The organism is Priestia sp. MDV22-iso46 (assembly GCF_058629175.1).
The window spans coordinates 1-18,893 of sequence record NZ_JBZVWT010000024.1 but is presented as its reverse complement, the minus strand read 5'-3'; the positions used below and the strand labels follow the sequence as shown (position 1 = coordinate 18,893).

Genomic DNA, 18,893 nt, shown 5'->3' with positions numbered 1-18,893 from the left:
ATCAGTTCGCTCGACTTGCATGTATTAGGCACGCCGCCAGCGTTCATCCTGAGCCAGGATCAAACTCTCCGAAGAAACGTTTGACTTGCTCATATAAAATAAAAAAATTAACGTTGACGTTTGTCGCTTTGTTCAGTTTTCAAAGTTCAACCGTTGCTCTGAAGCAACTTTATTAGTATAACATTCTATCATTTTGATGTCAACATCTTTTTTAAGATGTTTCTCTCAACTGCGCTGTTCATCAGCGACATTTAATAATTTACCATATATAACATATAGAGTCAATCGTTTTTCTAAAAAACTTTATAAATAAAAAAGTTAATGAAGTAAACCTTCAGTAAAACGATTGAATACTCTCTATTACAATAGCAATCTAGCCGCTATGCAGTTTTCTTATCTTACCATAAAAAAAAAGCCCAGTCATTAAACTGAGCTTTTTTATTTAAACTATTCTGCTAAGAATGCAAAATAGAGTATGAAGATGATACAGAGAGCATACATAATTGGATGAACTTCTTTTCCACGCTTGCTACATAACATTGTAATAGGATAAAAGATAAAACCAACCGCAATACCTGTTGCAATACTGTATGTTAATGGCATCATAATTACCGTGAAAAATGCGGGAACTGCTACTTCGAACTCTTTCCAATTAATCTCTCCTAAATTTGACACCATCAGAGCTCCTACCGTAATTAAAGCTGGCGCAGTAACAGCTGGTGTTACGACCGCTAACAATGGAGAAAAGAACAGTGCAACTAAGAAAAACGCCGCCGTTACGATTGCAGTAAATCCTGAACGTCCGCCCGCTGCTACTCCAGCCGTAGACTCTACATAAGCTGTTGTTGACGAGGTACCAAGAACAGCACCAACTACAATCGCACTAGAATCTGCCAATAACGCTCTGCCCGCTCGCGGAAGTTTATTATCTTTCATAAGCCCAGCTTGACTCGCTACAGCAACCATCGTACCTGCTGTATCGAAGAAATCAACAAATAAGAAAGTTAAAATGACGACTAGCATCTTTACAGTAAAGATATCACCGATATTTTGAAAAGCTGCCCCAAACGTCGGATCAAGACTAGGAACTGATGAAACAACTGCTTTAGGTGTATCAATTAAACCAAAAGCCATACCTGCTACAGCCGTTACAATCATACCGATAAATACAGCTGCATTTACTCGAAGCACCATTAATACAATAGTAATTACAATCCCAAAAACCGCAAGTAACGTTGTTGGGTTAGTTAAATCACCCAGTCCAACAAATGTGGCATCATCTTTGACGATGATTCCGGCACCTTTCATACCAATAAAACTAATAAATAAACCAATACCTGCTCCAACAGCCATTTTTAATTCAATAGGAATAGAATTAATAATTTTTTCTCGCAGGCTTGTTAATGTTAAAAGAATAAAAATAACACCTGATATCATAACACCTGTTAAAGCCGTCTGCCATGGAATTCCCATTGTCAGAACAACTGTATAAGCAAAAAATGCGTTTAATCCCATACCTGGAGCTAATGAAATTGGATATCTACCAAGCACTCCCATAACAATTGATCCCAAAGCTGCAGCTAAAGCAGTAGCTGTAAATACAGCCCCTTGGTCCATTCTCATACTGTCAGGTAGATCCTTTACATCACTTAGTGATAGCACAGATGGATTAACAAATAAAATGTAAGCCATAGATAGAAAAGTTGTAAGGCCAGCTATAAACTCTTTTCGATAGCTAGTACCCAGCTCTTCAAAACGAAAATACTTCTTCACGTTTTTTCCTCCCTTTATAGAAGCCGCATGCACTTAGGCAAGCCATAAAAAATGCCTCTACACTATGGCGCGTAAAGGCATAAAATCGACTAAAAGAGAAATGTATGAGCCAAAAAAACAAAAGATTTTTATACATACATGTATTACTTTCTCGTAGTCAAGCCATTTACGGTAGCTCGGTAGAAACTTTTGGGCCTTATCCCCAAGATTATACGACATTAAAGCTATATCTCGCTATTTTATGTTACTATCCTACCATTAACTTTTTAAAAAAGTCAACAAAAAACGAACATTCTTATAAAAGAATGTTCGTTTGTTCGGTTTTCTTACATATTATTCCCATTCAATTGTTGCAGGGGGCTTACTTGTAATATCGTACACTACGCGGTTAATATGCTTAACTTCGTTTACAATACGCGTTGAGATAACTTCAAGCACATCCCAAGGAATACGCGCCCAGTCAGAAGTCATACCATCAATCGATGTAACAGCACGAATACCGATTGTGTAATCATACGTACGAGCATCTCCCATTACACCTACACTGCGGATGTCAGGAAGAACCGTAAAGTATTGCCAGATATCGCGCTCTAAGTCAGCTTTTGCAATCTCTTCACGTAAAATAGCATCCGACTCACGTACAATTTCTAACTTCTCTTCCGTAATTGCACCAAGTACACGAATACCTAGACCTGGTCCTGGGAAAGGTTGACGCCAAACGATGTTATCAGGGATACCTAATTCAGAACCTAATGCACGGACTTCATCTTTGAATAGCGTGTTTAACGGTTCGATTAGTTTGAACTGCATATCTTCCGGTAATCCACCTACGTTGTGGTGAGATTTGATCGTTTGAGCTGTAGCTGTCCCACTCTCGATAATATCTGTGTATAGCGTACCTTGAGCTAGGAAATCAAACCCTTTTAATTTAGCAGCTTCGTCATCGAATACATAGATAAATTCATTACCGATGATTTTACGCTTTTGTTCAGGATCTGATACGCCGTTTAATTTTTCTAAGAAGCGATCTTTTGCATCGATTTTAATTACGTTCATATTAAAGCCTTCGCTGAATGTTTCCATTACGCTTTCCGCTTCACCTTTACGTAATAAACCGTGATCTACGAACATACATGTTAACTGATCACCAATTGCTTTGTGAATTAATACAGCTACTACTGAAGAGTCTACTCCACCGCTAAGTGCGCAAAGTACTTTTCTATCTCCAACTGTTTCACGGATTTTATCCATTTCAACTTCAATGAAGTTCTCGATTGACCAGTTTGCTTCAGCATGACATACTTCAAACACGAAGTTCTTTAAGATATGGTTACCGTGCACTGAATGGCGAACTTCTGGATGGAACTGCACTCCGTACATATTCTTTTCTTTGTTACTCATTGCGGCAATTGGACAAGATGGGCTAGTTGCGTCCACTTCAAAACCAGCTGGTGTTTCTACAACTAAATCACCGTGACTCATCCAAACAACTTGTTCTTTTGGCAACTCATGGTACATTAATGAATCGTTTTGTACGTTAATCGCTGCTTTACCATATTCACGATGGCTAGCACCTTCTACCTTCCCGCCAAAATGATGAGTCATTAATTGCATTCCATAACAAATACCTAAAACAGGAATACCTAATTCAAAAATGTTTTCATCGCAGTGAAATGCGTTTTCACCATACACACTGTTTGGGCCTCCAGAGAAAATAATTCCCTTTGGATTTAATGCTTTAATCTCTTCTGCTGTAATTGTGTGCGGATGCAATTCACTATATACTCCGAACTCGCGAATGCGACGCGTAATCAGTTGGTTATATTGACTACCAAAATCTAATACAACAATCATGCCTTCCATCTTGTTCACCTCTCCGAATGTGTAAATAATCACTTGTTATTATGCCCTAAAATATAAAAAAAACTAGACTTCTCCCTCAAAAAACAAAGGCAGAAGTCTAGTTGAGCACGACGTTTATCGTCAAATAGACTGTTCTGCCTTCATAGTCAGATCGTTTAAGGTGACCCGGTAGAGACTCTCGAACCATATTATCGAGGATATATGAAGGTATACGAAACATTTATAGTAAGTTCGAGAATATTCTATCAATCCGCGAAACAATGGTCAAGAACTCGTTTTTTTGATTAAATTTTCCCACAATTCAATCGACTCTTTCCATTCTTTTATGGAATCTGCATTTCGATACAAAACCCGCTCATATTTTTCCGTTAATTTTAGCATATTTACCGTATTTAATTTTTCGTCTACTTCTCCTGCAAAGTCGCGCAGCGTTTGACTTTCTTGCCGCTTTAGTCCATTTGCAGCGAGTCTTTTAAGTAAAAAAGCATACGCTGATTCAAAGGTTTCCACTCTCTCTTTCTTTTTATAAAAAGAGATATAAAAAGGTAAAAACCATTTAAATCGATTGAGATATATTACTATTAACATAACTACAATCAGTCCGTAAAAAAGCACTTTCCACTTCATAGACAACTTAGCATTTTGAAGAGAAGCTGTTTTTTCTTTCGCTTTTTCTTCTTGTGCCGGAAGCTCTTTTTCCTTAGGCTGCTCCTTCACTTGCGTTTCTTGTTTCTCTTCTTCCCTCTGACTATTTTCACTAGAGTTGTTAGATTGGCTATCTACAAAATCATAAGGATTAGAAAAACTTTTTGTTGGTTCAAAAGGTACCCAACCCGCTCCTGGAAAATAGACTTCGACCCAAGAATGAGCATTATTTTGTGTAATTTCATAGGTTGTCCACTTACTACTTCCTGAAATGACGGTGGCATCACCTTCTGTATAGCCCTTTACCCACCGAGCAGGAACATCTAATGAACGAAGCAGCACGGCCATAGAAGTAGAGAAGTTATCACAGTACCCTCTTTTTGTATCAAATAAAAATTGATCCACATAATCTTTATTTTTCGTAGGAATTGGAACATTTTCAGTATCATATACATATGGATTTGATCGGAAGTATTCTTCAATGGCTTTCGCTTTTTCATAACGATTTTTCTTATTTTTTGTTACCTCACGAGCTAAATCCTTTACTCGTTTCGGCAAGTTAGCAGGAAGTTGTGTATACCTTGCTATAAATTCGTTATTATTCTCTAGACTCTCTGCCTTTTTTTCCTCTGCTTGCTGAAGAAGTCCAATATCAAATACAGGATATTTATACGTCAGCTCATACGACTGAACAGTAACAAGCTTGTCATTTTGATAAGGATATAATTTTTCATTTGTCGGTGTAACATCGGTTTGAATGCCATTTTTTAAAGTTAGCGACAGCAGTTGAGGAACATGCATAAGATGAACAGAAGGCTGCGAATAGGTAACTTCTGCTTTTCTTACTTGTCCTGCTACACTTGAGTCATATTGAGGGAGTAAGTTTTCATTTCCTTTAAAGGGCACTTTTTCTTCCTCTTTAGACAGCTCCCACCCCTTACCTGTATAAACATCCTTCGTTTCAATACGCCAATAGTGCTCATCCTCTACTTTGGCTGTAAACACAACCGTATCATCATTGACAAACGATCCCCCCAATTTAGAATCGTCCATATCATAGCCAATTCGTTGGCCGTTTGGAGATTCTCCCTGTCCTTGATTTGTTGTATGCGCTGTGATAAAAGGTACGGGATCTGGCCACTGCGGCCCTGGTTTAGGGGCGAGATAAGCCAGCACAATGACGAAAGCTAAAAAGCTGCCCAGAAAAAGAAACGATCGTCTTCTATTTTCTAAACGCTCAGTGCTCGCAGCTTTTATACGTTCAGGATTTATGCGAAGCATGGCTACTAATAAAAATCCGATAATCGTCACACGAATAATAGCAGCTCCCGCATCGTAAGTAGAAAAGGTATCCAACACGGTAATATACAAAATGGTTAAGAAGAAAAAGAAGAAAATTCTTTTTTGATAAAAGATCCAATATCGAATTAAATAAGCCATAATCCAAAGCAGCACAAAAAATAAAGTGCTCCTCATTTCAAATGATAAATTCGCTATATTCCACTCCATGATACTTTGTGCATCTGACTGAAGAATTCCCAACAGTCTCGGAAGCCAGTCTGAAGAAAAGAAGGCTCCTTGAAAATAAAGATTGTGAAGCGAAAACAAAATAAACAATATACTCCCTAACGTCATCACGATAAACGGCAAGCGAAACGTTAAACACAAAAAACAGTAAGCAACAAACAAGATAAAGTACTGAATTTGATTGGTATCCGTCACTTCATTTAAAGGAAGAAGCCATTCCACTAATAAAAAGAATGCTCCCGCGTACAATAAGATGTTTTTTACATACAAAGCTGATTTATTCACTTATTTCCGCCCTCACTTCCTTTAGATGATAGAGGAAGAGGAATATTAACGACTTCAATCGTTAAAGCAGAAGATTGTATTCCATTTACAATAACCGTCTCTTCGTCACTAAGCCCTGCTCCTTCATCTTTAACGACAATTATTGATGCCTTAGCATGGAGACTCAGCTTAGATTGAACCTGCCCAATAAGAGTCCCTGTAACTTGGCTGACAATGACCATAAAAGAATGCTGTTTTTGAATGGCAATAATCTTAAATTCTGTTTCGAATGCTCGATTGTTAACAGGCTGGGCACGTGCTAAGTGATACAACAGGTTATCAGACTCACTTTGTTCAGAGGTTTTTGGTGAAAAAATTGCATCTCCAGCTAAAAGAAAATCGACTTTTTTACGCTTGGTTTCTTCGTGAATGAGCATGGATGCCAGAAAGCTCATTCGTTCTTCAAAGTATAGAGAGCTTATAACATCTGCAATGATAATCATACTCCGTTCATGATAATGACCGAACTCTTTAGAAATCAGCGTAGCTTTACGAGCCGTGGCCTTCCAATCAATAGACCCTAATCGGTCACCCGGCTGATATTCTCTAATGCCTGTCACTAACGTAGTAGATTGATTCCCCGTCGAAACTTCATTTTTCCCTTCTTCTATTCCTGCTAAAAGAAACGGAATATCTATCTCATGAATCTGAGGATAAACGATAAATCGCTGCTGCAGCGGATAATATGCCTTCTTTTTTACAATTCCTAATAAATCACTCAGTTCAATCGAAATCGTAAAAAATTCATATTCTCCTCTTTCTACAAACGATCTTTTATACGGAATAACGGCGTTTCGTTGAAAAAGCGGATAAATTGTTCTTTCTTCTTGATCTAAAAAGTTAATCTCCTCTTTCACTGCTGCCATATAAACAGGAAAAGCCGAGGAGCGTGTAATGTGAATGTCATACGAAAGATGATCTCCAGCGAATCGAGGCTGTAGCTTCACATCACGAGTAACATTCCATTTCTTTAACGGATAAAGCAAAACGGCTACCGCATATAACCCAAAAGGTAAGAAGCTATAAAATAAAAACCAGCTGACAAATCCCCCTTGAAACATGGCGTAAGAAAACGTAGCAGCAAAGATGCAAAATAAAACGAACCAGTCTCTACATTTATTCCATATCACTTTTATATACTGTTTCATAAAGTACCCTCTTACCTTTTAACAGGTACTTTCGTATCAGCCATAATTTGCTTCATCACATCACTCGCTGTTAAGCCGCTGTACTGGGTATCAGGTCTTAGCGTTAATCGATGTGCACACACATACGAAGCAAGCTCTTGAACATCATCAGGAAGACAGTAATCTCTTCCCTTCACTAAAGCATATGCTTGAACGGCCTTCATAAATGAAACCGTTCCACGAGGACTAATACCTAACGAAACATGTGGATGAGAGCGCGTTTTACGAATGATTTCAATGATATAGTGCTTGATCGCATCGTCTACATAAATACTGCTTACAGCTTTTTGAGCCTGTACTAATTCTGGAATGCTCATGACGGGTTTGACATCTTCAAGATTGATCTGGGTGGATACGCCATTTAAAATTTGAAGCTCCTCTTCTTGCGTAGGATACCCCATGCTTAATTTGAATAAAAAACGATCCAGCTGCGCTTCCGGCAAATGATAGGTCCCATCAAAATTAACAGGATTTTGAGTAGCCATCACAAAAAAAGGTGCTGGAATTTCCCGGGTGATACCATCGGTTGTTACATGATGCTCAGCCATTGCTTCTAAAAGCGCCGATTGGGTTTTAGGAGAAGTCCTGTTAATCTCATCAGCGAGTACAATGTGGCTCATGATAGGACCTGGACGAAAATGAAATTCCATGTCTTTCGGACTGTAGATAGAAACACCTGTTACATCGGACGGCAGCAAATCAGGCGTGAATTGAATTCGTTTAAACTCGGCATCAATCGATTTGGCCAGTGCCTTCACGAGCATCGTTTTCCCCACACCCGGCACATCTTCAAGCAAAATATGCCCCTTTGCAAGCAAAGCAACTAAACTCAACGTAGATACATGACGCTTTCCAATTACAATTTGATCGATGTTTTCTAATACTTGATTTAATTTACTATTAATATGATCGAGCTGAATCAACGAAGCTCCCCCTTAAAACTCAGTTAAGCCTTGAGTTTAGTATGTTTTTCAATAAACATAGTACTATCTTAACAAATTTTAAAAAAATCTGAAAATATTAATGCACGCAAAAAAGCGACCAAGTGAGTACTTGATCGCTTTTTCAGAGAGGGCAGTGATTACATCATGCCGCCCATTCCACCCATGCCGCCCATGTCAGGCATTGCAGGAGCTGCGTTTTCTTCTGGCTTGTCAGCAACAACTGCTTCAGTTGTTAAGAACATAGCCGCTACAGAAGAAGCATTTTGAAGAGCTGAACGCGTTACTTTTGTTGGGTCAACGATACCAGTGTCTAGCATATTTACCCACTCGCCAGTTGCAGCGTTAAATCCAGTTCCAACTGCTTCGCCTTTTAGACGCTCAACGATTACGGATCCTTCTAAACCAGCGTTGTGAGCGATTTGACGTACAGGCTCTTCAATCGCACGTAATACGATGTTGATACCTGTAGCAGTGTCACCGTCAGCTTCGATGCTTGCTACTTTATTATAGATATTTACTAATGCAGTACCACCACCAGCTACGATACCTTCTTCAACCGCAGCGCGCGTAGAGTTTAATGCATCTTCAATACGTAATTTACGTTCTTTTAACTCAGTTTCAGTTGCCGCACCAACTTTAATTACAGCTACGCCACCAGCAAGTTTTGCTAAGCGCTCTTGTAATTTTTCGCGGTCAAACTCTGAAGTTGTTTCTTCAAGCTGAGCTTTGATTTGGTTTACGCGTGCTAGGATATCTTCTGCGTTTCCTGCACCGTTTACAACTGTTGTATTTTCTTTTGTTACAACAATTTTAGAAGCGCGACCTAATTGGTCGATGCTTGCTGTTTTCAGGTCAAGACCAAGCTCTTCAGTGATTACTTCTCCGCCTGTTAAGATCGCAACGTCTTGTAGCATTGCTTTACGACGATCACCGAAACCAGGAGCTTTAACAGCTACAGCTGTAAATGTACCGCGAAGTTTGTTCACAACTAATGTTGCTAAAGCTTCGCCTTCTACGTCTTCAGCGATGATTAATAGAGGCTTGCCTTGTTGAACAACTTGCTCTAATACCGGTAAGATTTCTTGAATGTTACCGATTTTTTTGTCTGTAATTAAGATGTACGGGTCATCTAATACAGCTTCCATTTTATCTGAATCAGTTACCATGTAAGGAGATGCATATCCACGGTCAAACTGCATACCTTCTACCACTTCTAATTCAGTTGTGAAACCTTTTGACTCTTCAAGTGTGATAACGCCGTCGTTACCAACGCGCTCCATTGCTTCAGCGATTAGTTGACCTACTTCTTCGTCAGCCGCTGAGATAGCCGCTACTTGAGCAATTGAATCTTTACCTTGAATTGGTTTAGAGATTGCTTTTAGTTCTTCAACCGCTACAGCTACAGCTTTTTCCATACCTTTACGGATACCCATTGGGTTAGCACCAGCCGTTACGTTTTTAAGGCCTTCTCTGATCATTGCTTGCGCTAAAACTGTTGCAGTAGTTGTACCGTCACCAGCAACGTCGTTTGTTTTGCTAGCAACTTCAGCTACTAATTTAGCACCCATATTTTCAAATGCGTCTTCTAATTCAATTTCTTTTGCAATTGTTACACCGTCATTTGTAATAAGCGGTGAACCGAATTTCTTTTCTAATACAACGTTACGACCTTTTGGTCCAAGCGTTACTTTTACCGCATTTGCTAATGTATCTACACCACGTAGCATTGCGCGACGTGCTTCTTCGCTAAATTTAATGTCTTTTGCCATGTTCTTTGACCTCCTCAAGATATTCTTAATAATCTATTTTTTACGTATGATAAGTTTGTGGTTAAAATTAGCCGATTACAGCTAAAATATCGCTTTCGCGTAAAATTAAGTATTCAGTACCTTCATATTTCACTTCAGTACCTGCATATTTTGAGAAGATGATACGATCGCCTGCAGCTACTTCTAAAGCTACACGCTCACCGCTTTCTAATACTCGGCCTGTACCAACAGCCACAATTTTACCCTCTTGTGGTTTTTCTTTTGCACTGTCCGGTAACACGATACCGCTTGCTGTTTTTTCCTCAGATTTTACAAGTTCAATCACTACGCGATCACCTAATGGCTTTAACAAGTGAAACAACCTCCTCAAATAATATGTTTGCATTTTTATTAGCACTCAACCTCAACGAGTGCTAACACAATTATTATATTAAAACAAAGTGGGTTTTTTTTGCAAGTATTAAACAAAAAAAATTTAAAATTTACGACAACTACATATAATAGTCTTAGATTTCGACGATTTTGAGAAATAAAGCATTCTTTTCTCTGTTCAATAATATGTATGTTACAATACGAGCAAGAAGAAATTACTAACTTCACAGTACTTCTTCGACATATATACATAAAAACCTTTTAAAGGAGTATAGAAGATTGGAAAAACGTTATTGGTATGTTATCCTCACCTACATCCTTATGCAGTTTTCAGGAGTTGTTGGTATACCGCTGTTAAAATTAACAGGAATGTTTGATCAATATCCAGTTCGAACAGCGAATGTCATGCTTTTGACTTATTGGACCATCATTAGCTTTATCCTTGGTTTACTTATTGTCTTACTGCTGCTGCGCCGTGACATGTCCATGCGTATAGAACATGCGGGAACAACGGTAACTGTTGTCTGGTCAGTCCTTGGGGTGTTCTTGGCTATGGCTGGTCAAGCTGTAGCAGGTATGATTGAGCACGCTCTTGGCATTACCCAAGTATCTGAAAACACACAAAATATTGTTAATCTTGTTAAAGCAACGCCGTTCCTCATTGTCGTTACGTCTGTTATTGGACCAATTCTAGAAGAGATTATTTTTCGAAAGATTATTTTCGGCTCTCTTCACAAACGATATAATTTTTTTATCTCTGCATTTATTAGTTCCCTTATTTTCGCTGCCGTACACTGGGATTTTAAACATTTGCTCGTGTATACAGCCATGGGATTTGTATTTGCATTCCTTTATGCAAGAACAAAACTAATTATTGTACCCATTATTGCTCACGTGTTGATGAATACAATCGTTATTTTATCTCAAACTATTTTTGCAGATAAAATTATAGAAATGCAAAAGCAAGCAGAACAAATGCAGTTTATTTTTGGAGGCATGTTTTTATGAAGAATATCCCTTTAACACGAGGGTTTATTTATATTATTATGGGGATTTTATTCACCTACCTGGCCATTCAAAATGCTCAGGAAACCGTGTGGAACTTCCCTACGATCTTATTTGCACTCGTAGCCGCATTCGATTTCAGATTTGCGGTTCGCATTTTTATCTTGCACTATAAAATTAAAAAGTTGCAGCAGCAATATAAAAATCAAGATGATTCATCTAAATAAAAAAAACCACTGTTTCAGTGGTTTTTTTACATACTAACATCTTCTCTTTCTTGCTCTGCCCTTGCCTTTAACACTTTGCGATACGAAATGCGGGAAATAATGATGCTGATTTCATACAAAATTAAGAGCGGCACTGTCACCATCATGTGCGAGAGCAATTCCGGTGGTGTAATAAGTGCGGCAATAACTAGCAGTACGAAATAGGCATACTTTCGAATTTGAGATAAAAACATAGGCGTTATAATTCCTAATCGCGTCAAAAACATGACGACGACAGGAAGCTGAAACAACAGGCCAAAAGGCAGTGTGAGCTGCATTAAAAAAGAAAAGTATTCATTAATGCCAATCACTTGGTTTACATTCAGCTCATCAGAAACGCGCGTCATAAAATCGACGACAAATGGAAACAACACAAAATAAGAAAAAGAGACACCGCCGATAAAGAGAAAAATGGAAACAGGAATATATCCAAGCGTTACCTTACGCTCTTTTTCATATAAACCAGGACTAATAAATGCCCAAAGTTGATACAGTGCAACAGGAGCTGCAAGTACACAGCCGATAATAACAGCAAACTGCATATAAATCTTAACTGGATCTGTTAGCCTAAATGCATTCATCGTTAAATTTTTTGCCTCATCAGCATGCTGTAAATAGACAATAACCTTATCCGCTATAAAAAAGCCGCCAATTGTGGCAATGACAAAGAAAAATAAAACAATTAAAATGCGTTTTCGCAGCTCTCCTATATGATCATATATTGACATTTCTTGTTCAGTCATACTATGATCACCCTTTTACTCTTTGTCATCTACTTGACGCTGTTTATCTTTTTCACGATCTTCTGATGCACCGCTAGCGGCATGCTTAAACTCTCTAAGCGTTTGCCCGACTGACCTTCCTAGCTCCGGTAACCGTTTCGGTCCAAAAATAAGCAGTGCTACAATCGCAATAATAATCCAACTGCCTGCTCCAATCCCCATATTCCCACTCTCCTTATTAATTTAGACTTAAGGAAATCGTAACACAGTCCACCTTATTCAACAGGATAATTTTTCAAAAAATAGACAAGCGACTGTAATTCTACAGCAAGATCAATATGATGTAGTCGAATCTCATCCGGTACGTTTAAGCGTGCAGGAGTGAAGTTTAGAATCCCTTTAATTCCGCAGTTCACTAAACGATCGGTAATTTGCTGAGCAACAGTGGCAGGAACGGTTAAAATCGCCACTGAGATATCATCACTCATATAATCTTCCAATTGGTCAAGGTGATAAACCGGCACGTCACCTACTTTTGTACCGACTTTATCTTCTATCACATCAAAAGCGCACTCAATTTTGGTGTTATTATTTTTAATAAAATTATAATTTAAAAAGGCCGTTCCCAGATTCCCCACGCCAATCAGTGCTACTTTCGTTACTTCATCTTGGTCTAACGTTTTACGGAAAAATGTAAGTAAATAATTCACATTGTAGCCGTATCCCTTTTTCCCTAATGCTCCAAAGTAAGAAAAGTCCCGACGAATAGTAGCAGAATCAACTTTCACTGCCTCACTTAACTCTGCTGACGAAACACGCTGTTTACCAGAAGCATGCAAGTTTTTTAAAAAACGATAATAAAGCGGCAATCGTTTAGCCGTTGCTTGTGGTATTTTTAATTGTTCAGTGTTCACGTTGTACCCCCTCAGTTCATGTATGTCATTACTAACATTTTCAAGTCATATTGCATTACCTTTCACAAAGCATCAACCGCTTTGAGGTAGCGCTTCCAATTCTCTCTCTTTTCTCTTGTTTTATATATACTCCGCTTCACACCCCGACGGCTTTTGTCTATCCAGCACTACTTAAAGTCGTTAGCTAGAACGAAGCAATTAGCCCTTCAAAGGATTCGTTTGTTAGTCATGACGGATTTTCTACATCCATCATATATAAGTTCAGAGATGCACTTATCTCTTATTTTAACATAGTATCCTGTATAAAATGTGCACGTAAAATCATTTTATTTCATGAATCAAAACATTCGCTTCACCATTTGTCCTTGTCCCTGTACAAATTACAAACGCTTGTAGGAAGAACTTGTAGTTGAAAATATGTTAAAATACACTATGGATATACTACTAGAGGTGAAAAAATGATTATTCTACAATTGAACGGTATTACAAAATACTATGGGGCAGAACCCATTTTATCGAATATAAAGTTAGAAGTACAATCAAAAGACCGCATTGCCCTAGTGGGACGAAACGGTGCTGGTAAATCAACTTTATTAAAAATTATTGCTGAGCAGCTTTCTTATGACAGCGGAGAAATTATTAAACCTAAAGGTGTTTCCATTGATTATATGGGACAAGATACAGTTCTTGAGTCAACACTCTCCATATGGGAAGAAATGATGACTGTCTTTGCTCCGTTAAAGAAGATGGAAAAAGAATTACGTACGCTTGAAACGAAGATGGGCGATCCAGACATTTTTAATGATTCAGTTCAATACGAAAAACTAACCAAAGAGTACGATCAGCTTCAAGTAACGTTCAAAGATTTAGGCGGCTATCAATATGAAGCGGATACACGATCTATTCTTCACGGTTTCCGTTTTTCAAACTTTGACTATAGCACCCCTATTTCCTCCTTGAGCGGTGGACAAAAAACACGCTTGGCGCTTGCAAAACTGCTTTTAACAAAGCCGGACTTGCTTATTCTCGATGAGCCTACCAACCACTTAGATATTGAAACTTTAGCATGGCTGGAACAGTTTCTGCAAGGGTATGAAGGAGCTATTTTAATTGTTTCACACGATCGTTACTTCCTTGATAAAGTCGTAAATCAAGTGTATGAAGTCACACAAAAAACAACGGTGAAGTACACGGGCAACTACTCTAAATACCTTGTACAAAAAGCAGAGCGATATGAAAAAGAGTTGCGTCAGTACGAAAAGCAGCAAGATGAAGTCGCAAAACTGAATGATTTTATTCAGCGAAACATCGCCCGCGCATCGACTACAAAACGTGCGCAAAGCAGACGTAAACAGCTCGATCGAATGGAGTTAATAAATCGACCTAACGAAGGCGAAAAATCAGCTAGTTTTTCGTTTGAAATTGAGCGTCAAAGCGGAAATGAAGTCTTAAATCTCGAAAACGTGTCTATTGGATATGATGAACACAAATATATTGTTCAGCAGGCAAACCTTCGGATTAAAAAAGGTGAAAGCCTTGCGTTGGTTGGCCCTAATGGAGTTGGGAAATCTACGTTATTAAAAGGTATTGTGGATAAACTAAGCTTCAAGACTGGAACCATTTCTTTTGGCTCAAACGTAATGGTTGGTTATTACGACCAAGAGCAAGCTAATTTAACGTCTAATAAGACCGTTTTAAATGAGCTTTGGGATGACTACCCATCCAAACCTGAAAAAGAAATTCGTACAGCGCTTGGAAATTTTCTGTTTTCAGGTGATGATGTACTGAAAATCGTTTCCACGCTTAGCGGTGGTGAAAAAGCACGTTTGGCTCTTGCGAAGCTTATGCTTCAAAAAGCTAATTTCTTAATTTTAGATGAACCTACTAACCATCTTGATTTAGATAGCAAACAAGTACTCGAGAATGCGTTAATCGATTACCCAGGAACTCTGTTATTTGTTTCACATGACCGTTATTTTATTAACCGTATTGCAAACAAAATAGCAGAGCTATCTCCTGAAGGAGTAGAAGAATTTCTTGGAGATTATGACTATTATGTAGAAAAGAAAGCAGAAATAGAGGAAATCAAAGAATTAGAAAATATAAAAGCAAACGAAGAGCGTACTGTAAAAGTAGATAAACAGTCCTATAAACAAGATAAAGAACAAAAGAAATTGATGAGGCAGCGAACGCGCCGCATTGAAGAAATTGAAACTGAAGTAAACAAATTAGAAGCCGCACAAGCGGAGAATGAAGAACTTCTTTGTGATCCCGAAATTTATCAAAACCACGAAGAAGTATCAAGATTAAACGGTGAAAATGAAAAAATTTCTTCACAGTTATCCACATTAATGGAAGAGTGGGAAGAATTACAGCTTCTTCTAGAAGAATAGCCTATATTTTTTCGTATTTATTGATCCTATTTACTTGTTCATGCGCTTTAGAACAAGCTTTATCCACTCTGTGAATAAATAGTGGATATCTGTCTGATTTTTATAATTAAAACTTGTTGATAACAGGTCCGTGTACTGAGTGCACGGACTTTTCCACATAATTATCCACAGTTAATTCTAAATTTATTGAATATTGTTGATAAATCATTTTTATCCACAAAAAAGACGAATGAGAAATGAATCTCATTCGTCTCTTACTCTTCCAAGTCCAAACCGGGGTTTGCGTTTAATGACATATCTGAACGTTTTCCTTGAGCAAATCGTACACTTGCTGCTGCTCCAATCATTGCGGCATTATCCGTGCATAGAGACAGCGGCGGGATAATAAGCTCAATGTTTGATAATGGTGCAAATGCCTCTTCTAGCGCTGCTCTAAGTCCTTTATTAGCAGCAACCCCTCCTGCTACTAACACTTGCTTAACGTTATATTCCTTTGCAGCTTTAACGGTTTTAGTTACTAACACATCAATAACACTCGCTTGAAAGCTAGCAGCAAGCGTTTGGGGAAGAATTTCTTCACCTTTTTGCTTCGCGTTGTGGACAGTGTTAATAACTGCGGATTTTAACCCACTGAAACTAAAATCATAGGATCCTTCTTCTAGCCAAGCACGCGGCAAATCAATTAATGGCTCTCCTTCATGTGCAAGGCGGTCAATATGCGGTCCGCCTGGATATGGAAGGTTTAACGTGCGGGCTACTTTATCGTAGGCTTCTCCTGCTGCATCATCTCTCGTTTCACCAATCACTTTAAACTGACCGTGACTTTCCATGTATACAAGCTCCGTATGCCCTCCAGATACAACTAGTGATAAAAGCGGGAATTCTAATTTTTTGATTAACTGATTTGCATAAATATGTCCTGCAATATGATGAACACCAATTAATGGCTTCTGATGTGCAAATGCTAGCGCTTTGGCTGCATTTACGCCAATAAGAAGTGCTCCCACAAGCCCAGGTCCTTCCGTTACAGCTATTGCATCAATATCTGCAAACGTCAAGTTCGCTTGATTTAAAGTTTCTTCAACTACTACCGTAATTTGTTCCACATGATGACGAGATGCAATCTCCGGTACGACACCGCCAAATCGTTTATGGCTTTCTATTTGTGATGCCACCACATTGGCTACAATTTCATGACCGTTTCGAATCACGGCTGCTGCTGTCTCATCACAGCTTGTTTCTAATGCTAAAATTAATTGATTTTCACTCATAAATTCACCCACATAACTAATGCATCCTCATTGTTATCAGAATAATAATTCTTACGAATACCTCCAGGTTTAAAACCTAGCTTTTGATACAATGATTGTGCAATATGATTAGATACCCTAACTTCTAATGTCATTGACGTAGCACCTAGTTTTCGAAGAACATCCATCACGTTGCGCAGCAGCAATTCACCGAGTCCCTTACCTCGGTAGTCTGGCAATAGCGCAATGTTGGTTACATGTGCTTCGTCAATAACAATCCACGTTCCGCAATACCCAATAATATTTTCTCCTTCTTCCATCACAATGTAAGTTGAAAATTGATTATTGGTTAACTCATTTTGAAACGCTTCTGAACTCCAAGGTGTCGTAAAAGACTTCTCTTCGATTTTCACTACTTGATCAATATCTTTAACTTCCATTAAACGAAACTTAATTGTTAGTTTCATGTTTATACCTTCTTTTATCCTTTTTGCTGTGAAGCAAGCCAGTTGGCTTCGGCTTCAGCTAAACGAATGTAGTTCGGAACAAAAGTATGCACAGACTGCGGCTCTTTCTTCATTCCTAAGAAAGCCAATTCACTTGGTCTTGGATTAAACTGCTGAACATGGGCAAATACAGCTTGTTCACCCAACACTTCTTTTAACGCCTCTTCATGCATGGGAAGATCATTGCCTATGAATAAAATAGGTTTGTTGTATAACTTTAAATGTTCCGCCCAGTCCTTATTAATAACAAGTCGATCACTTTCAACTTCTAGAAGACCTCGTTCGTTATTCCATTCATATAGTCCTGTATAAAGCTGTTGACGGCGCGCATCAAATAACGGAGCAATATATCCATCAAAATAGCGACCGTTTGCTGCTAGTGCCTCAAGGCTAGATACACCTATTAAAGGAATATTTAAAGTCCAAGCAAGTGTCTTGGCAATGGTAACGCCAATGCGTACACCTGTATAAGACCCAGGACCGTGCGCCACTACAATGCGGTCTAGCTCGCTTGGCGCAATATCACAATCTTTTAACAGAGATTCCACAGCGTTCATCACACGAACGGAGTGATTCTTTTTTAGATTCGTAATAATTTCTCCAATCACTTTGTTTTCTTCAACGACAGCAACACCCATGACAAAATTGGATGTATCAATGGCTAACATTTTCATCTTTTAAAAAGCTCCTTACATATTTCAACGTACCGACTCCCCATCGCTTTTACAAGAATTTTACGAGTCGTTTCGTTTTCATGGTAAATATTGATTTGAATATATTCATTAGGAAGCTGCTCTTCAATCAGATGAGCCCACTCCACGACCGTCACGCCATCTCCTTCAAAATACTCATCGAACCCTAGGTCTTCAAATTCATCCCCTAGACGGTACACATCCATATGATAAAGAGGAAGGCGACCGCTTTTGTATTCTTTAATGATAGTAAATGTCGGGCTATTCACATTGCGTTCAATTCCTAATCCTTTAGCTAAACTTTTTGTGAATGTTGTCTTTCCAGCCCCCAAATCGCCTTCGAGCAGCAGCACGTCACCAGCTTCTAATAAAGTTGCTAGACGAGCAGCCAGCTGATTAGTTTCATCAGGAGACGTAGACATAAACGTAAATTCGTTAATCTCTGTCATTCATTCAGAACCTCATTTCAATCTGTATATATATATTGTAAACGTTGTGGACTATACATATCCAGTAAGAAATCCAACAATCTTTAACATCGCAATTCTATAAAGAAATTTCTTTGTATATAAAAAATTCCTTAGGATTGCTCCTAAGGACGGTAAAGTTTTATATAAAAATGGTTCAAACAATAAAAAAGACGAAACACATTGTTTCGTTTCTAAAAAATGGCGGTCCCGACGGGAATCGAACCCGCGATCTCCTGCGTGACAGGCAGGCATGTTAACCGCTACACCACGG

Annotated in this window: 17 protein-coding genes, 1 rRNA gene and 2 riboswitches; of the genes, 3 read left to right on the top strand and 15 right to left on the bottom strand. The window is 38.5% G+C overall.

Annotated features, from left to right (window positions below):
* The 8 genes from AC4NPH_RS30725 to groES form a co-directional block, all read right to left on the bottom strand.
* Positions 1-75 (bottom strand): 16S ribosomal RNA (locus AC4NPH_RS30725); the annotation flags it as partial.
* Between the two features lie 372 nt (positions 76-447).
* Entirely contained in the window at positions 448-1,773 is a 1,326-nt protein-coding gene (locus AC4NPH_RS30720) for an NCS2 family permease (RefSeq protein WP_013055032.1), read from the bottom strand.
* Positions 1,774-1,907: 134 nt separating this feature from the next.
* A riboswitch (purine riboswitch) is annotated at positions 1,908-2,009 on the bottom strand.
* A gap of 97 nt (positions 2,010-2,106) precedes the next feature.
* The gene (gene guaA, locus AC4NPH_RS30715; RefSeq protein ID WP_028410369.1) at positions 2,107-3,636 is read right to left on the bottom strand and encodes a glutamine-hydrolyzing GMP synthase; all 1,530 of its coding nucleotides are present in this window, start codon (positions 3,634-3,636) and stop codon (positions 2,107-2,109) included.
* A 123-nt stretch (positions 3,637-3,759) separates the two neighbouring features.
* Positions 3,760-3,861, bottom strand: a riboswitch (purine riboswitch).
* A gap of 39 nt (positions 3,862-3,900) precedes the next feature.
* Positions 3,901-6,093: a transglutaminase TgpA family protein gene (locus AC4NPH_RS30710; RefSeq protein WP_308334729.1), complete on the bottom strand. Its 2,193-nt coding sequence runs from the start codon at positions 6,091-6,093 to the stop codon at positions 3,901-3,903.
* Positions 6,090-7,280: a DUF58 domain-containing protein gene (locus AC4NPH_RS30705; protein ID WP_098197802.1), complete on the bottom strand. Its 1,191-nt coding sequence runs from the start codon at positions 7,278-7,280 to the stop codon at positions 6,090-6,092. The genes AC4NPH_RS30710 and AC4NPH_RS30705 overlap by 4 nt, the downstream gene beginning before the upstream one ends.
* Before the next feature lie 11 nt (positions 7,281-7,291).
* The gene (locus AC4NPH_RS30700) at positions 7,292-8,242 is read right to left on the bottom strand and encodes an AAA family ATPase (RefSeq protein ID WP_098197803.1); all 951 of its coding nucleotides are present in this window, start codon (positions 8,240-8,242) and stop codon (positions 7,292-7,294) included.
* Between the two features lie 158 nt (positions 8,243-8,400).
* Positions 8,401-10,032, bottom strand: a complete 1,632-nt coding sequence (groL, locus tag AC4NPH_RS30695; protein WP_013055027.1) for a chaperonin GroEL — start codon at positions 10,030-10,032, stop codon at positions 8,401-8,403.
* 67 nt (positions 10,033-10,099) lie between these two features.
* Complete coding sequence (gene groES / locus AC4NPH_RS30690) at positions 10,100-10,384, bottom strand: co-chaperone GroES (protein ID WP_013055026.1); 285 nt, start codon at positions 10,382-10,384, stop codon at positions 10,100-10,102.
* 299 nt (positions 10,385-10,683) lie between these two features.
* Here groES and AC4NPH_RS30685 point away from each other — a divergent pair, with 299 nt between their 5' ends.
* Positions 10,684-11,412, top strand: coding sequence for a CPBP family intramembrane glutamic endopeptidase (locus AC4NPH_RS30685; RefSeq protein WP_013055025.1), 729 nt, complete (start codon positions 10,684-10,686; stop codon positions 11,410-11,412).
* Positions 11,409-11,636, top strand: a complete 228-nt coding sequence (locus AC4NPH_RS30680) for a YdiK family protein (protein WP_013055024.1) — start codon at positions 11,409-11,411, stop codon at positions 11,634-11,636. Before AC4NPH_RS30685 ends, AC4NPH_RS30680 begins: the two co-directional genes overlap by 4 nt.
* A gap of 26 nt (positions 11,637-11,662) precedes the next feature.
* Here the strand turns inward: AC4NPH_RS30680 and tatC are convergent, their stop codons facing one another.
* The 3 genes from tatC to AC4NPH_RS30665 are packed head-to-tail and all read right to left on the bottom strand — an operon-like array spanning position 11,663 to position 13,311.
* Entirely contained in the window at positions 11,663-12,418 is a 756-nt protein-coding gene (tatC, locus tag AC4NPH_RS30675) for a twin-arginine translocase subunit TatC (protein WP_013055023.1), read from the bottom strand.
* A gap of 15 nt (positions 12,419-12,433) precedes the next feature.
* Positions 12,434-12,619: a twin-arginine translocase TatA/TatE family subunit gene (gene tatA / locus AC4NPH_RS30670; RefSeq protein ID WP_013055022.1), complete on the bottom strand. Its 186-nt coding sequence runs from the start codon at positions 12,617-12,619 to the stop codon at positions 12,434-12,436.
* Between the two features lie 53 nt (positions 12,620-12,672).
* Entirely contained in the window at positions 12,673-13,311 is a 639-nt protein-coding gene (locus AC4NPH_RS30665) for a redox-sensing transcriptional repressor Rex (protein WP_013055021.1), read from the bottom strand.
* 458 nt (positions 13,312-13,769) lie between these two features.
* Here AC4NPH_RS30665 and AC4NPH_RS30660 point away from each other — a divergent pair, with 458 nt between their 5' ends.
* On the top strand, positions 13,770-15,704 hold the full coding sequence (locus tag AC4NPH_RS30660; RefSeq protein WP_013055020.1) for an ABC-F family ATP-binding cassette domain-containing protein: 1,935 nt from the start codon (positions 13,770-13,772) through the stop codon (positions 15,702-15,704).
* A gap of 254 nt (positions 15,705-15,958) precedes the next feature.
* Here AC4NPH_RS30660 and tsaD read toward each other — a convergent pair whose 3' ends face one another.
* Genes tsaD through tsaE form a run of 4 tightly spaced genes read right to left on the bottom strand, consistent with a single transcriptional unit; the run spans position 15,959 to position 18,601 of the window.
* A complete protein-coding gene (tsaD, locus tag AC4NPH_RS30655) occupies positions 15,959-16,975 on the bottom strand; it encodes a tRNA (adenosine(37)-N6)-threonylcarbamoyltransferase complex transferase subunit TsaD (RefSeq protein WP_028410378.1) in 1,017 nt (338 codons plus the stop codon).
* A complete protein-coding gene (rimI, locus tag AC4NPH_RS30650; protein ID WP_013055018.1) occupies positions 16,972-17,421 on the bottom strand; it encodes a ribosomal protein S18-alanine N-acetyltransferase in 450 nt (149 codons plus the stop codon). Before rimI ends, tsaD begins: the two co-directional genes overlap by 4 nt.
* Positions 17,422-17,435: 14 nt before the next feature.
* Positions 17,436-18,134, bottom strand: a complete 699-nt coding sequence (tsaB, locus tag AC4NPH_RS30645; protein WP_013055017.1) for a tRNA (adenosine(37)-N6)-threonylcarbamoyltransferase complex dimerization subunit type 1 TsaB — start codon at positions 18,132-18,134, stop codon at positions 17,436-17,438.
* Positions 18,131-18,601: a tRNA (adenosine(37)-N6)-threonylcarbamoyltransferase complex ATPase subunit type 1 TsaE gene (gene tsaE / locus AC4NPH_RS30640; RefSeq protein ID WP_013055016.1), complete on the bottom strand. Its 471-nt coding sequence runs from the start codon at positions 18,599-18,601 to the stop codon at positions 18,131-18,133. The genes tsaB and tsaE overlap by 4 nt, the downstream gene beginning before the upstream one ends.
* Between the last annotated feature and the right edge of the window lie 292 nt (positions 18,602-18,893).

Coding starts and splice junctions, on each gene's coding strand:
- AC4NPH_RS30660 (WP_013055020.1), top strand. CDS start 13,770: ATGATTATTCTACAATTGAACGGTATTACAAAATACTATGGGGCAGAA.
- guaA (WP_028410369.1), bottom strand. CDS start 3,636: ATGGAAGGCATGATTGTTGTATTAGATTTTGGTAGTCAATATAACCAA.
- groL (WP_013055027.1), bottom strand. CDS start 10,032: ATGGCAAAAGACATTAAATTTAGCGAAGAAGCACGTCGCGCAATGCTA.
- AC4NPH_RS30705 (WP_098197802.1), bottom strand. CDS start 7,280: ATGAAACAGTATATAAAAGTGATATGGAATAAATGTAGAGACTGGTTC.
- AC4NPH_RS30680 (WP_013055024.1), top strand. CDS start 11,409: ATGAAGAATATCCCTTTAACACGAGGGTTTATTTATATTATTATGGGG.
- tsaE (WP_013055016.1), bottom strand. CDS start 18,601: ATGACAGAGATTAACGAATTTACGTTTATGTCTACGTCTCCTGATGAA.
- tsaD (WP_028410378.1), bottom strand. CDS start 16,975: ATGAGTGAAAATCAATTAATTTTAGCATTAGAAACAAGCTGTGATGAG.
- tatC (WP_013055023.1), bottom strand. CDS start 12,418: ATGACTGAACAAGAAATGTCAATATATGATCATATAGGAGAGCTGCGA.
- tatA (WP_013055022.1), bottom strand. CDS start 12,619: ATGGGGATTGGAGCAGGCAGTTGGATTATTATTGCGATTGTAGCACTG.
- rimI (WP_013055018.1), bottom strand. CDS start 17,421: ATGAAACTAACAATTAAGTTTCGTTTAATGGAAGTTAAAGATATTGAT.
- tsaB (WP_013055017.1), bottom strand. CDS start 18,134: ATGAAAATGTTAGCCATTGATACATCCAATTTTGTCATGGGTGTTGCT.